General features: G+C 70.5%; 16 protein-coding genes. 5 read left to right on the forward strand and 11 right to left on the reverse strand.

Annotation, left to right across the window (positions count from 1 at the left end; translation table 11 throughout):
• Positions 1–99 precede the first annotated feature (99 nt).
• The 4 genes from FE633_RS06745 to FE633_RS47040 all read right to left on the reverse strand — a co-directional run bounded on the left by FE633_RS06745 (position 100) and on the right by FE633_RS47040 (position 6,245).
• Positions 100–2,505 carry an MFS transporter gene (locus FE633_RS06745; protein ID WP_138044181.1) on the reverse strand — a complete coding sequence of 802 codons (2,406 nt, stop codon included), beginning with the start codon at positions 2,503–2,505 and terminating at the stop codon, positions 100–102.
• 645 nt (positions 2,506–3,150) lie between these two features.
• Positions 3,151–5,397, reverse strand: coding sequence for an MMPL family transporter (locus tag FE633_RS06750; protein ID WP_138044182.1), 2,247 nt, complete (start codon positions 5,395–5,397; stop codon positions 3,151–3,153).
• Between the two features lie 209 nt (positions 5,398–5,606).
• A complete protein-coding gene (locus FE633_RS06755) occupies positions 5,607–5,999 on the reverse strand; it encodes a VOC family protein (RefSeq protein WP_138044183.1) in 393 nt (130 codons plus the stop codon).
• Between the two features lie 84 nt (positions 6,000–6,083).
• Entirely contained in the window at positions 6,084–6,245 is a 162-nt protein-coding gene (locus FE633_RS47040) for a hypothetical protein (RefSeq protein ID WP_171059835.1), read from the reverse strand.
• A gap of 100 nt (positions 6,246–6,345) precedes the next feature.
• Here FE633_RS47040 and FE633_RS06760 point away from each other — a divergent pair, with 100 nt between their 5' ends.
• Positions 6,346–7,023: a TetR/AcrR family transcriptional regulator gene (locus FE633_RS06760; RefSeq protein WP_138044184.1), complete on the forward strand. Its 678-nt coding sequence runs from the start codon at positions 6,346–6,348 to the stop codon at positions 7,021–7,023.
• 116 nt (positions 7,024–7,139) lie between these two features.
• On the forward strand, positions 7,140–8,498 hold the full coding sequence (locus tag FE633_RS06765; RefSeq protein WP_246113469.1) for a hypothetical protein: 1,359 nt from the start codon (positions 7,140–7,142) through the stop codon (positions 8,496–8,498).
• Between the two features lie 56 nt (positions 8,499–8,554).
• Here the strand turns inward: FE633_RS06765 and FE633_RS06770 are convergent, their stop codons facing one another.
• On the reverse strand, positions 8,555–9,019 hold the full coding sequence (locus tag FE633_RS06770; RefSeq protein ID WP_138044314.1) for a potassium channel family protein: 465 nt from the start codon (positions 9,017–9,019) through the stop codon (positions 8,555–8,557).
• A gap of 360 nt (positions 9,020–9,379) precedes the next feature.
• Between FE633_RS06770 and FE633_RS06775 the strand changes: the two genes are divergently transcribed.
• Positions 9,380–9,817 (forward strand): DUF7144 family membrane protein, encoded by a 438-nt coding sequence (locus FE633_RS06775; RefSeq protein WP_171059836.1) that lies wholly within the window; start codon positions 9,380–9,382, stop codon positions 9,815–9,817.
• Between the two features lie 18 nt (positions 9,818–9,835).
• Here FE633_RS06775 and FE633_RS06780 read toward each other — a convergent pair whose 3' ends face one another.
• A complete protein-coding gene (locus tag FE633_RS06780; RefSeq protein ID WP_171059837.1) occupies positions 9,836–10,471 on the reverse strand; it encodes a TetR/AcrR family transcriptional regulator in 636 nt (211 codons plus the stop codon).
• Between the two features lie 75 nt (positions 10,472–10,546).
• On the opposite strand from FE633_RS06780, the gene FE633_RS06785 reads away from it, so the two are divergent.
• The gene (locus FE633_RS06785; RefSeq protein ID WP_246113470.1) at positions 10,547–12,400 is read left to right on the forward strand and encodes an ABC transporter ATP-binding protein; all 1,854 of its coding nucleotides are present in this window, start codon (positions 10,547–10,549) and stop codon (positions 12,398–12,400) included.
• Positions 12,401–12,449: 49 nt separating this feature from the next.
• Here FE633_RS06785 and FE633_RS06790 read toward each other — a convergent pair whose 3' ends face one another.
• The 5 genes from FE633_RS06790 to FE633_RS06810 all read right to left on the reverse strand — a co-directional run bounded on the left by FE633_RS06790 (position 12,450) and on the right by FE633_RS06810 (position 16,740).
• Positions 12,450–13,244, reverse strand: a complete 795-nt coding sequence (locus FE633_RS06790; RefSeq protein ID WP_138044185.1) for an SCO2400 family protein — start codon at positions 13,242–13,244, stop codon at positions 12,450–12,452.
• A gap of 265 nt (positions 13,245–13,509) precedes the next feature.
• Positions 13,510–13,854, reverse strand: coding sequence for a helix-turn-helix domain-containing protein (locus FE633_RS06795; protein ID WP_138044186.1), 345 nt, complete (start codon positions 13,852–13,854; stop codon positions 13,510–13,512).
• A 434-nt stretch (positions 13,855–14,288) separates the two neighbouring features.
• Positions 14,289–14,603, reverse strand: a complete 315-nt coding sequence (locus FE633_RS06800; protein WP_138044187.1) for an SCO5918 family protein — start codon at positions 14,601–14,603, stop codon at positions 14,289–14,291.
• 78 nt (positions 14,604–14,681) lie between these two features.
• Positions 14,682–16,217, reverse strand: coding sequence for a DEAD/DEAH box helicase (locus FE633_RS06805; protein ID WP_138044188.1), 1,536 nt, complete (start codon positions 16,215–16,217; stop codon positions 14,682–14,684).
• A 319-nt stretch (positions 16,218–16,536) separates the two neighbouring features.
• Complete coding sequence (locus FE633_RS06810) at positions 16,537–16,740, reverse strand: cold-shock protein (RefSeq protein WP_138044189.1); 204 nt, start codon at positions 16,738–16,740, stop codon at positions 16,537–16,539.
• 808 nt (positions 16,741–17,548) lie between these two features.
• Here FE633_RS06810 and FE633_RS06815 point away from each other — a divergent pair.
• Positions 17,549–18,385 (forward strand): LuxR C-terminal-related transcriptional regulator, encoded by an 837-nt coding sequence (locus FE633_RS06815; protein ID WP_138044318.1) that lies wholly within the window; start codon positions 17,549–17,551, stop codon positions 18,383–18,385.
• Positions 18,386–18,546: the final 161 nt, after the last annotated feature.

Below are 18,546 nucleotides of genomic sequence, written 5' to 3' on the forward strand. Positions count from 1 at the left end.
GCGTCCCGTGGTCTTGCGCGCCGGAGGCCCTTCCTCCCGCCGGCCCGCGGACGCTGTCCCGCCGCTCAGGGCGCCGTCCGGGGGCCGGGGCTCGGTGGACTACTCGCCGGGGTGGGTGAGTTCGATGTCGTGATCGTCGATCCCACCGCCGGGGACGGTCACACCGGTCGCCTTCGGCGGGTAGCCGGTCGCCATGACCGTGTACTCCCCGCTGTCCAGGTCGGAGAAGGCGTACGCCCCGTCGTGGCCGGTCGTCGTCGTGGCGACCACGTTGCCCGCCGCGTCGACCAGCGTGACCCGCGCGTCGCTCAGCGGCAGGCCCGCCCCGCGGACCCTGCCGCGCACATGGGCCCCGGCCCGGAGCTCGACCTCCACCCGCGTGACACCGGCGCCGCCGACCTCGACGGGCCGGGCCAGAGGACGGTGCTTGGGGGAGTTGACCGCGAGGGTCACCGTGCCCGGCACCAGGTCGGAGAAGGCGAACTCACCCAGGGCGTCGGTCTGGCCGGTGGCCAGAACGTCGCCGCGTACGTCGGTCACGATGACCACGGCCCCGGTGACCGGCGCCCCGCTGTCCGCGGACCGCACCGCACCGGTCAGGCCGCTCGTGCCGCTCAGCAGGATGTCGTACGTCAGTGGCGCGTCGGCGACGACGACCGTGGACGCCTGCGGCTGGAAGCCGTCCGCGGCGGCGATCAGGACGTACGAACCGGCGCCCGGCGCGTCCACGCCGTACGAGCCGTCGCCGTGCGCGACCGACCGGCCCAGCTGCTGCCCTTCGAGCGAGATCAGCGTCACCGCGGCCCCGCCCACGGGCGTGCTCTCCGCACCGCGAACGTAACCGGTGACCGGTGTCCCGCCACCGGCGAACCCGCTCGTCCCATGGCGCTCGGCCGCCGTCACGGAGGCCGCCACCGGCTCCGGGCGGGCCCGGCCGGACTGCGGGGCGGCGACCGACGAGGCCGACACCTCCTGCTTCTCCTCCTTCTTCTCCTCCTGCCCGGCGGCGGTCACGGCCGGTGCGGCGGCGGCCTCGGCCGGGGACGTGGACGGCTCCCCGGACTCGGTCGCCGCCGAGGCGGCCGCGAGCGGGCGCTGGCGCGGAATGAAGGCGGCGACCACGAAGGCGAGGAGCGCCGCGCCCGCACCGATGGCCAGCACGGTGCGGAAGCCGTCCTTGGAGGGCAGGGCGATCGTGCCGAAGCGGGTGGTCATCTGGGCGAGGATGACGCCGGCGACCGCGCTGGCGGTCGACGTGCCGATGGACCGCATCAGGGTGTTGAGGCTGTTGGCGGCACCCGTCTCGGACGGGGGCACGGCGCCCATGATGAGCGAGGGCATCGCACCGTAGGTGAAGCCGATGCCGGCGCCGATGATGCAGGAGACCGTCACGAAGTGCCAGACCTCGTCCATCAGCACGATGTTCAGGCCGTAGCCGGCGGCCACGATCAGGGCGCCGATCATCAGGGTCACCTTCGGACCCTTGGCCTTCGAGACGGCGGCGGAGACCGGGGCCGTGGCCATCATCACCAGGCCGGAAGGCGCCATGACCAGGCCTGCGACGAGCAGCGACTTGCCCAGTCCGTAACCGGTCGCTTCAGGCAACTGCAGGAGCTGCGGAAGGACGAGCGACATCGCGAACATGCCGAAGCCGAGCGCGATCGACGCCAGGTTGGTGACCAGCACCTGACGGCGCGCGGTGGTCCTCAGGTCGACCAGTGGCTCCTTGATCCGCAGCTCCCACCAGCCCCACACCAGCAGGACGATGACGGACGCCGCGAACAGGCCGAGGGTCGTGTTGCTGCTCCAGCCCCAGTCGGCTCCCTTGGAGATCGCCAGCAGCAGGCACACCAGCCCCGCCGCCATGCCCGCGGCGCCCACCAGGTCGAAGCGGCCACCGGTACGCACCTTGGACTCCGGCACGAGGGCCAGTACGCACAGGAAGGCGAGGGCGCCCAGGCCGGCCGAGGCCCAGAACAGCATGTGCCAGTCGAAGTTGTCGGCGATGAGCGCGGCGGCCGGCAGGCCCAGGGCGCCGCCCACGCCGAGTGAGGCGCTCATCAGCGCGGTGGCGGAGCCGAGCCGTTCGGCGGGCAGCTCGTCGCGCATGATGCTGATGCCGAGTGGGATGACACCGGACGCCAGACCCTGTAGCGCGCGCCCGACGATCATGGGCGTCAGTGACTCGCTGAGGGCGGCCGTGACCGACCCGGCCACCAGCATGACGAGGCTGACCAGGAGCATGCGGCGCTTGCCGTACATGTCTCCCAGCCGGCCCATGACCGGGGTGGCGACGGCGGCGGCGAGCAGCGTGGCGGTGACGGCCCAGGCGGTGTCCGACGCCGGGGCGTTCAGGAGCTGGGGGAGCTCCGGGACCAGCGGGATCACCAGGGTCTGCATCAGCGCGACCACGATCCCGCCGAAGGCGAGGACCGCCACGACGGTGTTCGTCCGCGGCGGGCCGGACGTCCCGGTGCCGTCGGGTCGGGCGTGTGCGTGGGACATGGTCGAGCCTCCGTGTGGGCGGGCAGGTCTGTGCGACTCAGCCAAAGGTAAGTTAGTTGATTAAGTTAAGCAAGTCCCGGCCGTGAAGGGCGAAGGTTCGGAGGGTGAAGGTTCGGAGGGGGAGGTGCTGTCAGGGGGGCGGGAGCCGCCGCCAGGTGGGGCCGGCCGTGGGCGCCGATTCAACACGATGCGGACAGGGCCGCCCAGGGGCTTCTCAGGGCGTCGTCCTTGTCGTCGCGTCGGATCGCATCGAGTGCGTCGGGTGCATCGGGTGCGTGGGATTCCTGGGTGCTCCCGGGCCCGGGGGAACGGGCCCGGGAGCTTGTGCGCCGTTCCCCGTCCCCACGGGCTCGGCGCGGCGGGACCGCTGCCGCTTCTCAGCGGTCCCGGTCTGTGGGCCACGGCTGTCGGTGCCGTGAGCCTGGGCGGAGGTGCGTGTCGACGGTGGCGGCGGGGCGCATCACGAGGCGCCGAGGGCGTGCAGGACGGCGTCGGCCATGCCGCGTTCGCCGCGTTCGTTGGGGTGGACGGGTGCGCGTTGGTGGTACGGGGTGGTACGTGGTGGTACGTGGTGCGCGGTCCTCCGCGGGCCCGGGCGGCAGCGGCAGCCCAGGCCCGCGGTGGCGGGCGGTGGCGGGCGGTGGCCTAGGAGCGGACCGGTACGGGATCCGAGGCGGGCTCCGAGCCGGGGTCCTGAGAGGGCTCGGGCAGGTCGGCCGGGGGTGCGGTGGCGGAGGCCCGGTGGCTCAGGGCCTCTCCCTCGACATCGACGCGGGGCAGCAGCCGGGCCAGCCAGCGGGGCAGGTACCAGGCCTTGTCGCCGAGCAGGGCGAGGATCGCGGGCACGATCGCCATGCGGACCACGAAGGCGTCGAACAGGACCGCGATGGCGAGGCCGAAGCCGATCATCTTGATCATGGACTCGCCGGCGCCGATGAACCCGGAGAAGACCGCCATCATGATCAGCGCGGCGGCGACCACGACCCGGGCGCTGTGGCGGAAGCCGGTGACGATCGCCTGGCCGGGCCGGTCCCCGTGGACGTACGCCTCCCGCATCCGGGAGACCAGGAAGACCTCGTAGTCCATGGCGAGACCGAAGACGATACCCACCAGGAAGATCGGCATCAGGCTCATGATCGGGCCGGTCTGCTCCACGCCGAGGAGTTCGGCGCCGTGGCCCTGCTGGAAGACCAGGACGACCGCGCCGAGGGCCGCGAGGACCGAGAGCAGGAAGCCGAGTGCTGCCTTCAGCGGCACCAGGATCGAGCGGAAGACCAGCAGCAGGAGCACGACGGCCAGGCCGACCACGACCGCGAGGTAGGGGATCAGCGCGCTCTGGACCTTCTGGGCCACGTCGATGTTGACGGCGGTGGTGCCGGTGACCGAGAAGGTCGCTCCGGTGGTGGACTCCATCGCCGGGCGTTCGTCACGGATGGCGGTGACCAGGTCCTTGGTCTTCTCGTCGGTGGGGCTGGTGGCCGGGACGGCGGAGAAGACGGCGGTGTCACCCGCCGGGTTGAACCGGGCCGGCGAGACGGAGACGACCCCCTCGGTGGCGCCGATCTTCTTGGTGATCGAGTCGACGGCGGCCTTGGGGTCCTCGGCGTCCTTGGCATCGACGACGATGGCGAGGGGCCCGTTGAAGCCGGGGCCGAAGCCTTCGGCGAGGGCGTCGTACGCGCGGCGCTCGGTCGTCGAGGTGGGCTTGGCCTCGTTGCCGGGCATGCCCAGCTGGAGGTTCGTCATCGGCAGGGCGATCACTCCGAGGCCCGCGATGCCGGCGAGGAGCACGGGGACGGGGCGGCGCAGGACGAAACGGGCCCAGCGGCTGCCTCCGTTGTTCTCGTCACCCTCCTTGATCCGTCCGCTCCTGCGGGCGGCGCGTGACAGTACGGCGTTGGGCCAGAAGCCGAGCAGGGCCGGGACCATGGTCAGCGAGACGAGGACGGCGACGACGACCGCGCCCGCGGCGGCCAGACCCATCTTGGTGAGCATCGGGATGCCGACCACCGACAGTCCGGCGAGCGCGATGACGACGGTCAGCCCGGCGAACACGACCGCCGAACCGGCGGTGCCGGCGGCGAGGCCCGCCGCCTCCTGCGGTGTGTGGCCGTTGGCGCGTTCCTCGCGGTAGCGGGAGACGACGAACAGGGCGTAGTCGATGCCGCAGGCGAGTCCGAGCATGGTGGCCAGCGTGCCGGTCGTCGAGGAGAGGCCGAAGGTGCTGGACAGGGCCAGGATGGAGGCCATGCTGACGCCGACGCCGAGGACGGCGATCAGCAGCGGGAGGCCGGCGGCGGCCAGTGAACCGAAGGTGATCAGCAGGACGACGGCCGCGATGGCGATGCCGATCGCCTCGGCCGCGCCGCCCGCCGAGGGCTGGGTGGCCAGCGCGTCCCCGCCGACCTCGACGGTCAGACCCGCGTCACGGGCCTCGTCGATGGCGTGCTCCAGATGGGTCTTGTCGGCGTCGGTGAGATCGTCGGCCTTCACCTTGTAGGTGACGGTCGCGTACGCGATCGTGCCGTCCTTGCTCACCGCCTTCGCCTGGAACGGGTCCACCGCATTGGAGACCTGGGACCCGTCGCCCGCCTCGTCCACGAGCTTCTCGATCACCGCCCGGTTCTCGGTGGCGGTGACCTTCTGCCCGTCCGGGGCGACGAAGACGAGCTGGGCACTCGCACCGTCGGCCGCGGAGCCGGGGAAGCGCTCCTCCATCAGGTCGAACGCCTTCTGGGACTCGATACCGGGCATCGTGAACCCGTCGTCGCCCGCCGCGGGCGCTTTGGCCGCGCCGAAGCCGACGGCGGCCAGCACCGCAACCCACAGCAAGGCGACGGGCCAGCGCCGCCGGAAGGCCAGACGGCCCAGTCGATACAGGAAGGTAGCCATGACGGAGGTCTCCACATCTGTGGTCTCGGGGACGCCCCAAGACTCCCGAGACCGGACCCTCCGCGTCGTCGTGCGCCTGCCGACAATCCCGGCTACTGAGAACGCAGTACGTCGCCTTGTGCGCGTAGTACCGACGACGCCCTGTGGCCTTGCCGTCTCGCCCGTGAGGAGTACCTGGCTCCGTCCGGGCGGCGCATGGTTCCAGCGGGTCAGGCGTCGTCCGACGCGGTCCACTCGACGAACTGGACGACGACTCCGTTGGGGTCGGTGACCTGGAACAGGCGTTCTCCCCAGGGCTCTTCGCGCAGGGGCATCGTGATGTCGACGCCTTCGGAGCGCAGGCGTTTCTCCTCGGCTTCGAGGCCGGCGTCCAGGGTGAAGGCGAGGATCAGGCCGCGGGCGTGCTGGTCGCGCTGGTCCGGGGGCAGGACGTCGATGCCCCGCCGGAGCAGGACGATGTCGACGGCGGCGTCGTCACGGGTGAGGGAGGCGAATCCGTCGGCCGCGGCCTGCTCCCGGTAGCCGAGGTGCTCGGTGAAGAAGGTGCGCGAGGCGGCGACGTCTTCGACCGTGAGGGAGACGGTGGAGGCGGTGATCCTCAAAGGGGGTTCCTTTCCAGGCTGGCGGGCGGGGCGATGGCTGGGCGATGTCGCGTCCTGCGGAGCTCGGCGTGTGCCGGGCGGCCGTCAGCGGGCGCCACGCCGTGGAATACCGCGGCGTGCGTGGAGGGCCGGCTGCGGGAAGCGCGTGGCGCGGGCCTGCGATGGGCGCCATGCGTCGCGGCGGCGGCGCGGGAGCGCGTCGAGGGTCGGGCCGGACTGGGACTTGTTGAGGTCGAGCCTTCGCATGCACTACTTCCCTTCGGGGTAATTTTGCGTCGGTAGTAACTTTATCTCCAGGCGCTCCGTGCTGTAAACATATTTTTACTACGGAGGTAAGATTCTCCTCATGGAGACCGAGACGAACGCCGCAGCGGGCGCCACGACAGCGAGCGCCGACGCGCCGCTGGGCCTGCGAGAAGCCAAGAAGCAGGAGACGCGACAGCTGATCTCCGACCACGCGACGCGGCTGTTCATCGAGCAGGGATTCGAGAACACGACCATCGCCGAGATCGCCGCGGCCGCCCGCGTCGCGAAGAAGACGGTGACCAACTACTTCGCGCGCAAAGAGGACCTGGCCCTCGACCACCAGGACGAGTTCAGCGCCACACTGGCGCGCGCCGTGGCCGCCCGCCGCCCCGGCGAGTCCGCCCTCGCGGCGCTTCGCCGCGCCTTCGAGGCCGCCGTCGCGGCGCAGGACCCGGTCGCGGGATTCGCCGGCCCCGACTTCTCCCGCATGATCACCGACAGCCCCACCCTGTCGACGTGCCTGCGCAGCCTGCACGACCGGCGCGAACAGGCGCTGGCCGAGGCACTCGCCGAGGCCGTCGGCGCGCAGCCGGACGACATCACCGTCCGCACGGCCGCCGGGCTGCTCGGCGCCGTGCACCGCGTCCTGTTCCAACGCATCCAGGACCTGACCCTGGCCGGACACACCAACGACGAGATCGCCAAGACCGTCGCGAAGGAAGCGGCTCGCGCCTTCGACCTTCTCGAACCGGCCCTCAACGACTACGCGATCGCCTGAGACGCGGTTGGCCAACCGCTCCGAGGCCACGAGCCGGCGGGGAACCGTACTGCCGGATTCTGCGTGATGTCCTGACGTGCTGTCGGCTGGTGATGGGCGGACTGGAGGGGGACCCGGTGCGGGTACGAGTACGGGTGCGGGCGATGGTGAGCGTGGCGGTGTCGGCCTCCGTGGCGCTGGTGGCGTGCGGTCCGGACGAGCCGAAGGAGTACACGGGCGCGGAGCCTTCGCAGGCGTCCGCGGCCGCGGCCGCCCGGTTCGCGCCGCTGGTGCGGCTCGCCAAGAAGGAGTCGGTGATGCCGATGGACGCGACGCGATTCATCGGGCGGTCCGTGCTGCGCTTCGACCACGATGGTGGCTTCTGCCGTGACGAGGAGCCGGTGGCTGACCCGGTCGACCCACGGCGGTTGGGCCTGCGTACCACCGACCCCTACCATCACCAGGACGTGGAGCTGGGGAAACCGTCGTCGAAGCCCATGTCCTGCCCCGGGCACGGGGGCCAGGTACACGCCGCGACCGAGGTCGGCGCCGGTTTCTATCTCGACCCGCCGACGGAGGTGCGGAAGGGCGAAGGCCCCGGCGCGCCGGTCTACTGGGAGCACCACAAGCACAAGACCGACCCGGCGCGCACGGCGTACGTGTACTGGTTCTTCTACCCGTACAACAAACTGTCCCCGGGCAACAGGCACGAGGGCGACTGGGAGCGCGTCGCGGTCCAGTTGCGCGACGGCAAGCCGGAGGCGGTGACGTTCGCCAAGCACGGCAACAATCCCTGCAGCGTGAAGTGGTCGGACCTGAAAACGAGCGACGGGCATCCGACGGTGTACTCGGCGCGTGGTTCACACGGTTCCTACCCGACCACTGGATACCACCGGGTGCTCGCCACGTTCGACCGGACCACCGAGGGCGGCGTCGAGTGGCACACGTGGGACCACGTCCGTCCCGTCGACCGCGAGCCCTGGTGGGGGTACGCCGGGTGGTGGGGCGCGCAGGCACACGTGAACGGGTTCAACGGGCCGATGGGCCCGTACCCGAAGCGTCAACTCCCAGGCGTATTCACCGACGACCCTTGCGGGCCTGCCGAAAACAAGCCGCCGGCGGATCCGTCCGGGGAACAGCCCGTGCCCAGGACGAAGGAGGGGGCGATCCAGCGGTACGAGCAGTACCTCCACGCCTTGGGCCGGGAGGACATCGACACGGTGTGCGAGGTGGCCGGGCCTGCGGCGAAGAAGGCGCAGGACCAGGGGTTCGGTCCGTGCAAGTCGACGTACGCCGTCGTCTTCCAGATGATCTCGCCCGCGCAGAAGAAGGCTCTGCAGACGGCGACGGTCGACCCGCAGCGCGTCGTCGTGCGCACGCCGGACAAGGTCGAGATGCCGGTCGAGGCGGTCAGGTCCTCCGCCACCTTCTCCGAGAGCGACCTCGGCAGCTACACCCTGGAGTACCTCAAGGGCAGTTGGTACATCACCGACTGAAGCCCGCGCGACGCGCCGTGCGCACGTCACCCGGCCGCACCGCCCGGGGCCTGCGATCAACCCCTTCCCTGCCGGTCGCGTTGCCGGCTGCGGATCACCTGATTGCGTACATGGCGGGTCAGCGCGGTGGCGGCGGCGGTGAGGAACACGAAGCTGTAGAGGACCTGTACGACCGTGACCACCCGTGCCGCCTGTCCTTCCGGGGTGATGTCCCCGCCGACGGTGGCGAGCGTGACCGTGGTGTAGTACAGGGCGTCCGTCCGTGTCGCGAGGCCCCTGAACTCGCCGGGCTGCTTGGCGAGTGAGTAGTAGCCGGCTGAGAAGACGAGAACGGACAGGCACATCAGGAGCGGGATGACCACTCCCGGGCGGGCCTGCGGGCGGTTCACGAGGACGTCCCGGACCTGCCGGAGGAGCAGGAGGGCCACGAGAAGCAGCGCGAGGCCGAACACGGTCCAGCTCAGGGCGGGACGGTGGGGTCCCAGGGGGTCGAGCGGGAGCAGGAAGTACCCGGCGACCATGGCCGCCACGAGGCCGCCCTGGATCAGCCAGGGCCGCGTGACCTGCCATGGCGTAGGGGGGAAGGGGCGGTCGTCCGGCCCGGCCTCCCGCCCCGTCACGGCGAGATCCCGCGGGCTCGCGCCTGGGCCATGGGTTCCTCCACAGGTCGCCCCTACGTTGCCCCCAACCCCCTCCAGGCCTCCGGGCCTCCAGTGAAGGGCCGCCGTCCCGCCCGCGCACGCCGGGCCGGAGGGCCCTGGTGGGACGGCGCCGGCGCCGCTCACCCGAACGGCCGCACACGGATGGCGGTGCGGTCGGCCCGGGCCGAAGCTCGAAACCCGTGCGCGGACGACGTACGGGACGACGAACGGGAGTCCCTCATGACCCGTGCGATACAGCAGCCCCGGACCCGCCCCTCCACGTCCCCCGGCTGGGTGACGGGCGGCGTCGTCTTCGCGGGCGTCCTCATGCTCTGCAACGGCGTACTGGCCGTGCTCCAGGGCATCGCCGCGATCGCCGACGATGACAACGTGTACGGCGGTGTCGGCGACTACGTCTACCGGATCGGCCTCACCGGATGGGGCTGGATCCACCTGGTCATCGGTGTCTGCGTCGCGCTCACCGGAGCGGGCGTCCTCAGGGGCGCCGACTGGGCACGGTACGTCGGCATCCTCTTCGCCTCGCTGAGCCTGGTCGCCCAGTTCCTGTTCCTGCCGTACGCCCCGGTCTGGTCGGTGATCATGATCGCGATCGACTTGTTCGTGATCTGGGCCCTCGCCATGTACCGGCCGGGCACGGGCCGCGTGGCCGAGTTCTGAACCGGCGAACTCCCCACGTCAGGGGGCGACGGCCTTCCTGAGCGTGCGCAGGCACAGGGTCAGGGCGGCGTGCTTGGGCGCTCCATGGCTGCGGGCGTGCTCCCAGGCCGAGTACAGCAGGGACCACAGCACGTTCTGGACCCACTCGGCACTCATCTCGGGGTCGAGGGTGCCCTCCGCGCGGCCGCGGTCGACGAGGCGCAGGAGCGCGCTGTCGGCGGCGGTCTCCTCCTCCCAGCCGTCCCAGCTCATGAACTGCGGCACGTCGAACATCAGCGTGAGGCGGTCGCCGAGTTCGAAGAACTCCTGGCAGAGGCGCTCCAGGGCGTTCGAGGCCGGGCCGTCGTCGAGCCGGGCGCGCTCGGTCGCCGCCGCGACCCTGTCCAGGATGTCCGCGCCGATGGCCGCCAGCAGATCGGACCGTTCGGGGAAATAGCGGTGGACGGTGGTGCGTCCCACCCCGGCGGCCGCCGCGACATCGCCCAGCGACGCGGTCTGGTCGGTGGAGAGGAGGGCGACGGCGGCGTCGAGGATCGCGCGCCGCGTCCGCGCGCGCGTCCCGCTCTCGGCCACCGCGGGTTCGGTCACCACGGTCTTGCTCACCGCGGTCTCGGTCACCGCGGTCTCGGTGGCCGACGCGCTGTCGTCTCCCATGGGCATACGGTACCCCGCCGTACCTGACTGAAATTCGCTTGCCCCTTGTGGAACATTGATGTTCCACTCGGAGACATGGTCGTTCCCAAGACATCCTCGCAGGACGAGACGTTGCCCCGGCTGCGGATCCTGTGGTCGTTCGCCCGGCCGCACCGGCGCGCGCTGGTCCGGGCCCTGCTCCTGGCCCTGGCGGGATCGGCGCTGGGGCTGGCCACGCCGATGGTCACGAAGTGGGTGCTCGACGCGCTGGGCGGATCGTCATCGCTGAGCCGTCCCGTGGGCGGCCTCCTGGTCCTGCTCGTGGTCGGCAGTGTCGTCTCGTACCGGCAGTGGACCCTGCTCGGATCACTGGGGGAGCGCGTGGTCCTGGAGGCCCGCGAGTCGATGGTGCGGCGTTTCCTGCGGGCCACCGTGCCCGCCGTCACCCGGCGCCCGACCGGCGAGCTCGTCACCCGCGTCACCTCGGACACGGTGCTGCTGCGCGAGGCCGCCACCGGCGCTCTGGTCGGCCTGCTCAACGGGACGGTCATGCTGCTGGGAACCCTCGTCCTGATGGGCGTCCTGGACATCGTGCTGCTCGGCACCACCATGGCCGCGGTGGTGCTGATCGGCGTGCTGTTCGCGGTCCTGATGCCCGGGATCGCCACGGCTCAGCGGCAGGCACAGGAGCACATCGGGCTGCTCGGCGGCGTGCTGGAGGGCACGCTGCGCGCCATCCGGACCGTGAAGGTGAGCCGCGCCGAGGACCGTACGGCCGAGCGGATCGTGGCCGACGCGCGCGCGTCGGCCGAGTACGGGGTCCGCGCGATCCGCCGCGAGGCGCTGGCCTGGACGATCGCGGGGTCCGGCATACAGCTGGCGATCATCGCGATCCTGGGAGTGGGGGCCTGGCGGGTCGGCGAGGGGCACCTGGAGGTGTCCAGCCTGATCGCCTTCCTGCTGTACGCGTTCGGACTCATGGAACCGATCGGCGAGCTCAGCCAGAACGTCACCGCGCTGCAAGGCGGCATCGCCGCCGCGGAACGCATCCGGCAGACCGACGACTTGCAGACCGAGGACCTGCAGACCGAGGACCTCGCCCGCCCGGCACCCGCGGGAGCCGGCCCGAGAGGCCGGGACGACGTGCCCGTACTGCAGCTGCGCGAGGTCACCGCGGCGTACGGCCCGGACGCCGAACCGGCGGTCCAGGGCATCGAACTGGCCGTCCCCCGGCGCGGGCACACCGCGATCGTCGGGCCGTCCGGAGCGGGCAAGACGACCCTCTTCTCCCTGATCCTGCGCTTCCTGGAGCCGACGAAGGGCGAACTGCTCGTGGACGGCCGCCCGTACCGCGACCACACCCACGACGAGATCCGGGCCCGACTGGCGTACGTGGAGCAGGACACCCCGATCGTGCCCGGGACCATCCGCGACAACCTGCTGCTCTCCCGCCCGGACGCGACGGACGAGGAACTGCGCCGGGTCCTGCGCGACGTCCGGCTGGCAGAGAAGGTCGACGCCCTCGACGACGGCCTCGACACCTCTCTGTCCACCACGACCGTGTCGGGCGGCGAACGCCAGCGCATCGCCCTGGCCCGTGCCCTGTTGCGTACTCCCGACGTGCTGCTCCTGGACGAGGCGACCGCCCAGCTCGACGGGCTGACCGAGGCCGCCGTCCAGGACTGTGTCCGCTCCCGCGCCGGCACCGGTGCCGTGGTCACCATCGCTCACCGGCTGTCGACCGTGATCGACGCGGACACCATCGTGGTGATGGAGGCGGGCCGCATCCGCACCCGGGGCAGCCACGAGGAACTGCTGGCGACGGACGCCCTGTACCGCGAGCTGGTGGAGGCCCTGCGCATCGCAGCGGACACCGCAGCGGACACCGCTCCGGACCCGGAGGCCGTCTGCGCGACACCCGGGGGACAAGGTCCGGCGTCCGTACGGTGACCGTGCCGCCGCACGATCTGATCGACGCCCCGTAGGAGATGTGGGCCGGTCAGCCGCCGCCGAGGCACACCACGAGCAGACAGAGCTCCGGCGGCTGCGGGGTCGATGTCGGTGTCGGTGTGGGGCTCGTCTGAGACGTTCCCGAGTCCGAGCCGTTGCTGTTGTCGGCCGGGGGTGCGGGCGTCTGCTCCTCCGTCTCCGGCGCGGTGTCGGAGCGGTCGGGCTCTGTTCCACCGGAGGACCCGGAGGTCGTCTGGGCCGGCGGGGTCGACTTCGGCGCCGGACGGGGAGCGGCGGCCGCGTCCGGCGCAGCCTTCGTCGGCGTGGCGGGCCGGGCCTGCCGACGCGGAGGGCTGGCCGCGCGCGACGGCGCGGAGGGAGTGCGCGAGGACCGCTGAGTGTCGGGTCGTGGCGACGACGGAAGGATGAGGTCCGGCGTCTGCTCCTCCGGGCCGCCCGTGCCCGAGCGCTCCGGCGCGGTGGCCGCCTGCGCCTGGTCGGTGGACTGACGGTCCATCGTGGAGATGGTCAGACCGCCCCCGACGATCGCGACGGCGGTCGCCATCACGGCCCGGCGCTTGTTCTTCTTCCAGCGGGCCAACTGGCGCCGCCGCGCCGCGCGTCCTCCTTGCGGTGCGGCTTGGCCGCCGAACGGGCCGGTGTGGGAGGCGTCGTACGCGCCGGCCTCGGCCATGTCACCGGGAGAGCCGTCGTGCGCCCCGACCGGGGCCGGGTGGTTACGGCCGTCGGCGGCGGACGGGTCGATGTCCGGAGCGTAGGCGCCGCACCCGGGACACACCAGGGCGCCGTTGAGATGCCGACGGCACGAGGAGCAGTAGTCCATCTGTCGTCTTCCTGAGTTGACTGCGCCGACTCCCGCCCCGGCCGTAGCCTGATCACGTTGGCATATGGAATCGAACTTTCAGCCACGCTAACGAGGCTCTTGAAAGGCTTCGTGGAGTCCCTGTGAGACTCCTGCACAGATCCTCTGAACCTCGCATAGGCCTGTGCGCCCGGGGGACGCTCAGGCGGATCTGCCGCCTCGCGGGCTTCGAGCCGACCGGCCCGGGCCCACGCGCCCAGTCACAATGAGTCGGAATCAGCCAGAATCAGCCAGAACTGGAACGGTCGGACGCTTCGTTCGCGGCGCGGCGGTACTCGGCGTTGATGCGCTGCGCCTCCTCCAGCTGGTCCTCAAGGATGACGATGCGGCAAGCGGCCTCGATCGGGGTGCCCTTGTCGACGAGCTCGCGGGCGCGAGCGGCGATCCGCAGCTGGTAGCGGGAGTACCGGCGGTGCCCGCCCTCCGAGCGGAGCGGAGTGATCAGACGGGCCTCACCGATGGCGCGGAGGAACCCCGGGGTGGTGCCGAGCATCTCGGCGGCCCGGCCCATCGTGTACGCGGGGTAGTCGTCGTCGTCCAAACGACCGCTGAGCGGAGTATCTGCTGTCATGTCACCTCGTTGTGCAACGCGTCGAGGGGCCCTGGTGCCGTATGGCACCAGGGCCCCGAAGGAAATTGAACACCATCTGTCGGCCCTACTGCTGTGCCGACCTTCTGTTTCCGCTGCCCGGCCCGGTAGAGGGGCGGGGATGCGGGGATCGCGGCTGCTTGACCGGGGACCACCTTCCATTCCGGGGTCTTGCGGTACCCGGGCCGAATGTTTCTCGGGCCGGGCGATCCTGATGGCGTCTGCTCCCTCCGTTCTGTCCGTTCTTCGACCTTGTCTACGAGAAGAACCTTAACTACACCGCAGAGCAATGTCTACTCTGGCGAGAGTAGATTTTGAGCTACCCGGGGCATAAGTATCTTGTTAAGAACATACGAAGGCCCTGCCGACGCGCGTCGGCAGGGCCTTCGTATGTTCGTGTCGGCTTTCGCCGGACCTCATGTCTCCAAGGAGTCCGGGCTGCCCAGCAGCGCCGACGCGTTCTGCAACGGAGTGAGGGCGCGCACGGGTGCGGCCTCATGGCCGCTTCGGCAGGTGAAGCCGAGGCGGGCCATGGCCCGGGTGACTTCCCTGCTGGTGAAGTCGCGGCGGTCCTGTCGGGTGATGACTTCGCCCACTTGCTTGACGGGGTAGTGACGGCGGCCGATGATCACGGACTCACCCGTGATCATCTCGGGCTTGACACCCTTCATCGAGGCCACCACTCCGCTCTTGGAGAGGTCGAACGGAAACCGGGCGATGACGCAGCGCATGATGCCTCGCAGGGGGAAGGAGGAGAACGTGCCGACCAGGGCGATGTGGATCAGCTGGAGAGAGCGGTCGCGCAGGCTCTAGGTGTTTCGGCCCGCAGAGGTGGAGGAGGACTGCCGCCGCGTCGAGCGGCGCGCCGCCTCACCGGTGGGCCGGCCCCGGTCGGTGCGGCCGCGGCTGCCCCGGGACGAAGAAGAGGTGCCGCGGCGGGGGCGTTCCACGACCGGCACGGTGATGGTGACCGGGACACCCGAGGGGGCCTGGGCGCCGGTGATGCGACTCAACTCCGCCTCGCCCGAACGCACTTGGGTGGTCTGCGCCATGACGCCGGCCGAAGTCATCAGTCGGCTCATGCCGCGCCGCTGGTCGGGTGTCACCAGGGTGACGACGCTGCCGGACTCGCCGGCCCGTGCGGTGCGCCCGCCACGGTGCAGGTAGTCCTTGGGGTCACTGGGCGGATCCACGTTCACGACCAGGTCGAGGTTGTCGATGTGGATACCGCGCGCCGCGACATTGGTCGCCACCAGCACCGTCACATGCCCGGTCTTGAACTGGGCCAGGGTTCGCGTGCGCTGCGGCTGGGACCTGCCGCCGTGCAGGGCCGCGGCACGGACGCCGCTGTTCAGCAGGTGCTTGGTCAGCCGGTCCACCGCGTGCTTGGTGTCCAGGAACATGAGCACCCGGCCGTCTCGCGCCGCGATCTCGGTGGTCGTCTGATGTTTGTCCGCCCCGTGCACATGGAGTACGTGGTGCTCCATCGTGGTGACCGCACCGGCGGACGGGTCGACGGAGTGGACCACCGGGTCGGTCAGGTAGCGGCGGACCAGCAGGTCGACGTTGCGGTCCAGGGTGGCCGAGAAGAGCATCCGCTGCCCCTCGGACCGCACTTGGTCGAGCAGCGCGGTGACCTGGGGCATAAAGCCCATGTCGGTCATTTGATCGGCCTCGTCGAGGACGGTGATGCCGACCTGGTTCAGCCGGCAGTCGCCACGGTCGATGAGGTCCTTGAGCCGGCCCGGTGTCGCGACGACGACCTCCGCCCCGCCCCGCAGCGCGCCCGCCTGCCTGCCGATCGACATCCCGCCGACCACGGTGGCCAGCCGCAGCTTCACGGCGCGGGCATACGGAGTGAGCGCGTCGGTGACCTGCTGGGCGAGCTCGCGGGTGGGCACGAGGACGAGGGCCAGCGGCTGCCGTGGCTCGGCGCGCCGACCGGCCGTACGGGCCAGCAGCGCAAGGCCGAAGGCGAGGGTCTTGCCCGAACCGGTGCGTCCCCGGCCGAGTACGTCGCGGCCCGCGAGAGAGTTCGGCAGGGTCGCCGCCTGGATCGGGAAAGGTACGGAGACGCCCTCGCGGCCGAGCGCGGTCAGCAACGGCGCAGGCATGGCGAGATCGGCGAACGCCTCGACGGCGGGCAATGCCGGGGTGATCGTCTTCGGCAGCGCGAACTCGCCTTGTGCACCGGCCTGTCGACGTCCGTAACGCTCCGGACGGCTCGGACCGCCCGAACGACTCGGGCGGCCGGTGGCGGGAGCTCCGAAACGGCTGTCGCGCCGTCCGCCGGAACCTCCGGTGCGAGAGCGGGCGAAGCGATCGTTTGTGCGATTGCGGTTCATGCGGAACCTTCCTTGATAGGGCACGTACCAAGGAATTCCCGCTGTGAATTCGCTGCGCGGAGAATCGCAAGAACGAGCCGAGGTGATGAGGGGCCGAATGAGATCGGCAAAAATGCCCACGGGATGCGCCGCCGAGGAGAATGACTCGATCCTGGCAGTAAGGCTGAGCATTCCGTTCGGGAGGCTCTGGAGAGTTTCATCCGGAGCACGGGGCAGGGTATTTCCCGTAAAAAAATGGGGCAGCCCTGAGAGTCCTGAAATGACGCGAGCTGGGGCCCGCACCCAAGGTGCGGGCCCCAGCTGCGAAGTGAACGCTGTATCAGGCGGGGACGATGTTCTCGGCCGTCGGGCCCTTCTGGCCCTGGGCGATGTCGAAGTTCACCTTCTGGCCCTCCTGCAGCTCCCGGAAGCCCTGGGCGGCGATGTTCGAGTAGTGCGCGAAGACGTCGGCGCCGCCGCCCTCCTGCTCGATGAAGCCGAATCCCTTTTCCGCGTTGAACCACTTCACTGTGCCAGTAGCCATTTTGAATCTCCTTCGGGGCGTGTTCGGAGTTCGCCCTGTGCGGACTCCGCGTCGCCGTGATGATCACCCCGCCGGAAATGAGATCCGGAGATACAAAAAGAGCTCCACCGTTACATGAAACCGGTGGGGGCACTTGCAAGTTTTCGGGAACCACAACTGCAACTGGGATCAACAGTAGCACGGCACGGTCGGGAAGCTGCAATAAATGAATCTGCTCAGCCTGTCAAGCAAGGAACCTTCACTGCGTGCTGCGTCGATATTTCATTTCGCGACGACAGATATTGGCTCGCCCGGATCGCACGTTTCTGTCGGAGCTTCTCCTGGTGGCGGCCCAACACCGCGACGGTGGCACCCAGTTCGCCGAAGCGCGGAGGTCCGACGTTCGGCGCCCTCATGTGACCCAGACCATAAAGGAAACGGTGTCGTTTCGATAGCGGCAGGGCTACGCTGTCGCTGTCCAAGGTGAACGAAACGGTTTCGTTCAGAAAGGGGGCCGCGATGACCGGGCACCCGACCCTGCGCACCCCCCAGCTCCATGACGCGATGGTCTTACCCCTGGCAACCGTTGCGGCGGGTCCCGCCCCGGGGCTGACGCGTACGACACCCCGCGTCTGACACGTACGCCCACGCCTCCGGCCACACGCCCCTCCCCTGACTCCGCTGTCGAGTCTTCGCCCCCAGCCTCCCCCCCCGCGCGATCGCTCCGTCGTCGGTTCCGTACGGAGCCATGTACGGAGCCCCGCGCGGCGTCCTCGGTGAGGACGCCGGTACCGCGCCCCCCACACCCACCCACAGGAAGAACACCGGCATGACCACCGTCCTCGTCGTCAACGACCAGCCCCTGCAACGCCGTGGACTCCGCATGCTCCTGGCCGCTCAGCCCGACCTGACCGTTGTCGGGGAAGCGGCCACCGGGGCCGAAGCGGTCCGCATGAGCGCCGAACTCCTCCCCGACGTCGTCCTGATGGACGGCCGCATACCCGACGAGGACGGCACCGAGATCATCCGCCGCGTCACACGGTCCGACGCCCTTGCCCGAGTTCCCGACCCCGACCCCGCTCGATCAGGACACGCCGCGCGCGTCCTGATCCTGACCACCACCAGCCACGACGAGTACGCCTGCACCGCCCTGCGCGCCGGAGCCGGTGGCTTCCTCCCCCAGGACGCCACCCCCGGCGAACTGACCGCGGCCATCCACACAGTGGCCGCCGGCGACGCCGTCCTCACTCCCGGCCTGACCCGCAGGCTCATCGACGTGGTCCGAGCGCGCCCCGCCCGGCCTCCCACGCCGCAACACCGGCTCGACGCCCTCACCGAGCGCGAACGCGACGTGCTCACCGGCGTCGCCTCCGGCTGGTCCAACACCGAGATCGCCGAGAGGCTGTCCATCGCCCCGACCACCGTCAAGTCCCACATCACCAGGATCCTCACCAAGATCGGTGCGCGGGCCCGCGTCCAGGCCGTTGTCTTCGCCTACGAGTCCGGCCTGGTGCGGCGGCACGACTCCGATCCGCCGCCGTCCCGCGCGGCGACCATCGCGGCTGTGCGGAAGCAGACGCCGACGACGCCGCCGACGCGGACGAAGACGGTGACTCGCCTGCGTGCGTCCGAACCCTTCTCTGTCGAGTTCAGCATGTTGACGTGAAACGGCCGACCCGTCAGCTCAACCGATGAGCGGGCTGCGGCGTTCGACGGAACCCGGTTTCGCCCCCGCCGCCCCTTGCCTCGCCGAACGATCGGTCTGTACGACGCCGGCCGGCGGAAACCGCAACGACGTCACGCAGCTGATGCCCCTGCTCGACAGGT

This window comes from Streptomyces montanus (assembly GCF_005786655.1).
Taxonomy (GTDB): domain Bacteria; phylum Actinomycetota; class Actinomycetes; order Streptomycetales; family Streptomycetaceae; genus Streptomyces; species Streptomyces sporangiiformans.

What these genes read in the sequence shown, in the direction of transcription:
- FE633_RS06795 (WP_138044186.1), bottom strand. Translation starts at nt 13,854, where the DNA reads ATGACAGCAGATACTCCGCTCAGCGGTCGTTTGGACGACGACGACTAC.
- FE633_RS06760 (WP_138044184.1), top strand. Translation starts at nt 6,346, where the DNA reads ATGGAGACCGAGACGAACGCCGCAGCGGGCGCCACGACAGCGAGCGCC.
- FE633_RS06790 (WP_138044185.1), bottom strand. Translation starts at nt 13,244, where the DNA reads ATGGACTACTGCTCCTCGTGCCGTCGGCATCTCAACGGCGCCCTGGTG.
- FE633_RS06785 (WP_246113470.1), top strand. Translation starts at nt 10,547, where the DNA reads ATGGTCGTTCCCAAGACATCCTCGCAGGACGAGACGTTGCCCCGGCTG.
- FE633_RS06780 (WP_171059837.1), bottom strand. Translation starts at nt 10,471, where the DNA reads ATGGGAGACGACAGCGCGTCGGCCACCGAGACCGCGGTGACCGAGACC.
- FE633_RS06770 (WP_138044314.1), bottom strand. Translation starts at nt 9,019, where the DNA reads ATGGTCGCCGGGTACTTCCTGCTCCCGCTCGACCCCCTGGGACCCCAC.
- FE633_RS06745 (WP_138044181.1), bottom strand. Translation starts at nt 2,505, where the DNA reads ATGTCCCACGCACACGCCCGACCCGACGGCACCGGGACGTCCGGCCCG.
- FE633_RS06810 (WP_138044189.1), bottom strand. Translation starts at nt 16,740, where the DNA reads ATGGCTACTGGCACAGTGAAGTGGTTCAACGCGGAAAAGGGATTCGGC.
- FE633_RS06775 (WP_171059836.1), top strand. Translation starts at nt 9,380, where the DNA reads ATGACCCGTGCGATACAGCAGCCCCGGACCCGCCCCTCCACGTCCCCC.
- FE633_RS06800 (WP_138044187.1), bottom strand. Translation starts at nt 14,603, where the DNA reads ATGCGCTGCGTCATCGCCCGGTTTCCGTTCGACCTCTCCAAGAGCGGA.
- FE633_RS06805 (WP_138044188.1), bottom strand. Translation starts at nt 16,217, where the DNA reads ATGAACCGCAATCGCACAAACGATCGCTTCGCCCGCTCTCGCACCGGA.
- FE633_RS06750 (WP_138044182.1), bottom strand. Translation starts at nt 5,397, where the DNA reads ATGGCTACCTTCCTGTATCGACTGGGCCGTCTGGCCTTCCGGCGGCGC.
- FE633_RS47040 (WP_171059835.1), bottom strand. Translation starts at nt 6,245, where the DNA reads ATGCGAAGGCTCGACCTCAACAAGTCCCAGTCCGGCCCGACCCTCGAC.
- FE633_RS06815 (WP_138044318.1), top strand. Translation starts at nt 17,549, where the DNA reads ATGACCACCGTCCTCGTCGTCAACGACCAGCCCCTGCAACGCCGTGGA.